This is a genomic window from Kineococcus indalonis (genome assembly GCF_009906395.1).
GTDB classification, from domain to species: Bacteria; Actinomycetota; Actinomycetes; order Actinomycetales; family Kineococcaceae; genus Kineococcus; species Kineococcus indalonis.
The window spans coordinates 1-2649 of the sequence record NZ_JAAALM010000535.1 but is presented as its reverse complement, the minus strand read 5'-3'; the positions used below and the strand labels follow the sequence as shown (position 1 = coordinate 2649).

The window sequence follows — 2649 nt, the reverse complement described above, 5'->3', positions numbered from 1 at the left end:
CCGCCCGCCGGTCCCCCGCCCGTGAGGCCGGCCGCGCACGGGTGGCCGCGCTCAGCCCCCGGACCCCTGCGCGGCGGACCTCGACGCGGGCACCGGGCGGCGGGCGGCCGCGGTCGCCGCGAGCGCGACGAGCGCACCGCCCAGCAGCCAGCCGCCCAGGACGTCGGTGGGCCAGTGCGCGCCCAGCCACACCCGGTCCACCGCCACGAGCAGCACGAACGCACCGCCCGCGGCGACCCGCCGCACCCGGGCGGAGGCGGTGCGGGCCGGCGGCAGCAGCAGCACCAGCACCAGCAGGGCGACGGTGGCGGAGGCCGTGGCGTGCCCGGAGGGGAAGGCCCCGCCCTGCGCGCTCGTCAGGCCCGCCTCCAGGGCCGGGCGCGGCCGGCCCACCAGCACCTTGAGCACCGGGGAGGCCACGGACGCGGCGAGGCCGGCGCCCAGCGCGCACAGCGCCTCGCGGCGCCGGCCGGCGCGGGCGCGGGCCACCACGGCGAGGGCGCCGGCCAGGTACACCCACACCGGCTGGGTGACGTGCTCGACGACCTGCGCGGCGCGGGTGGGCCCGGGCGCGTGCAGGGCCGCGGCCACCGCCGCGCGCGAGAGGGCGCGGTCGAGGTCCGCCGTCCACCCCGCGGAGACGGCGAGCGCGAGCAGAGCGAGGGCGGCCGCGCACAGCGCGGCCACCCCCGGGCGGCGCGGGGCGGCGCGCTCACGCGCGCGCGTCACGCACCCGCCTCACGCACTCGTCTCACGCACTCGTCTCACGCACCGGCGGACTGCGGCTCCTGCCGCGGCTCCGGCGTCGCGTCGACCCCGGCCTCCTTGCGCTGCTGGGCCGTGATGGGCGCCGGCGCGGAGGTCAGCGGGTCGAAACCGCCGCCGGACTTCGGGAAGGCGATGACCTCGCGGATGGAGTCGGCCCCGGCCAGCAGCGAGACCACGCGGTCCCAGCCGAAGGCGATGCCGCCGTGCGGCGGGGCGCCGTAGGCGAACGCGTCGAGCAGGAACCCGAACTGCTCGCGGGCGGTGTCCTCGTCGATGCCCATGACCGCGAACACGCGCTCCTGCACGTCGCGGCGGTGGATCCGGATGGAGCCGCCGCCGATCTCGTTGCCGTTGCAGACGATGTCGTAGGCGTTGGTCAGCGCCGCGCCGGGGTCGGTGTCGAAGGTGTCCAGGTGCTCGGGCTTGGGCGCGGTGAACGCGTGGTGCACCGCGTTCCAGCCGCCGGTGCCCAGGGCGACGTCGTCGTCCTCGGCGGTGGGCTTGAACATGGGCGCGTCGACGATCCAGACGAACGCCCAGGCGTCCTCGTCGATCAGCCCGCACCGCTTGGCGATCTCGCCGCGCGCGGCGCCGAGCAGGGCGCGCTGGGCGCTCGCCGGGCCGGCCGCGAAGAAGACGCAGTCGCCGGGGCGCGCGCCGACGTGGGCGGCGATGCCGGCCCGCTCGGCCTCGGAGAGGTTCTTGGCGACCGGGCCGGACAGCTCCCCGTCCTCGCCGACCAGGACGTACGCCAGGCCCCGCGCGCCGCGCTGCTTGGCCCAGTCCTGCCAGGCGTCGAGGGTCTTGCGCGGCTGCGAGGCGCCGCCGGGCATGACGACCGCGCCGACGTAGGGCGCCTGGAACACGCGGAAGGGGGTGTTCGCGAAGAACTCGGTGCACTCCACCAGCTCCACGCCGAAGCGCAGGTCGGGCTTGTCGCTCCCGTAGCGGGACATCGCCTCGGCGAACGTCATGCGCGGGATCGGCAGCGGCACCTCGTGGCCGATGAGCTTCCACAGCGCGGCGACGACCTCCTCGCCCAGGGCGATGACGTCGTCCTGCTCGACGAAGCTGACCTCGATGTCGAGCTGGGTGAACTCTGGCTGCCGGTCGGCGCGGAAGTCCTCGTCGCGGTAGCAGCGGGCGATCTGGTAGTACCGCTCCAGGCCGCCGACCATGAGCAGCTGCTTGAACAGCTGCGGGCTCTGCGGCAGCGCGTACCAGGAACCCGGCGCCAGGCGGGCGGGGACGATGAAGTCGCGCGCGCCCTCGGGGGTGGAGCGGGTCAGCGTCGGCGTCTCGACCTCGGTGAAGCGGTGGGCCTCCAGGACCGCGCGGGCGGCGCGGGAGGCCTCGCTGCGCAGGCGCAGCGCCCGCGCCGGCCCGCTGCGGCGCAGGTCGAGGTAGCGGTGCTTCAGGCGCACCTCCTCGCCCACGTCGAGGCGGTCGTCGATCTGGAACGGCAGCGGCGCCGCCTCGCTGAGGACCTCCAGCGCGGTGGTGTCGACCTCGACCTCGCCGGTGGGCAGGTTCGGGTTCTCGTTGCCGCCGGGGCGCAGCCGGACCTCGCCGGTGATGCGCACGCAGTACTCGTTGCGCAGGTCGTGCGCGCCGCCGGCGTCGAGGATCTCGTCGCGGGCGACGACCTGCACGACGCCCGAGGCGTCGCGCAGGTCCAGGAAGGCCACCCCGCCGTGGTCCCGGCGCCGCGCCACCCACCCGGTGAGCGTGACGGTCTGTCCGGCGTGACCGGCGCGCAGGCTGCCGGCCTCGTGCGTGCGGAGCACAGGAGGGTCCCTTCGGTCGTCCGTGCGCGGGAGTGCGCACGGACGATCCTACGGACGTCGCGGCGGGCCCGTCCGCGCGCGCCCGGCGGTGCAC

General features: G+C 76.6%; 2 protein-coding genes. Both read right to left on the bottom strand.

Features of this window, described 5'->3' with window-relative positions:
- Nucleotides 1–51: 51 nt before the first annotated feature.
- Nucleotides 52–729 (bottom strand): phosphatase PAP2 family protein, encoded by a 678-nt coding sequence (locus tag GTR00_RS26020; RefSeq protein WP_166613042.1) that lies wholly within the window; start codon nucleotides 727–729, stop codon nucleotides 52–54.
- 35 nt (nucleotides 730–764) lie between these two features.
- Nucleotides 765–2555 (bottom strand): aspartate--tRNA ligase, encoded by a 1791-nt coding sequence (gene aspS / locus GTR00_RS18510; protein ID WP_166613041.1) that lies wholly within the window; start codon nucleotides 2553–2555, stop codon nucleotides 765–767.
- Nucleotides 2556–2649 lie beyond the last annotated feature (94 nt).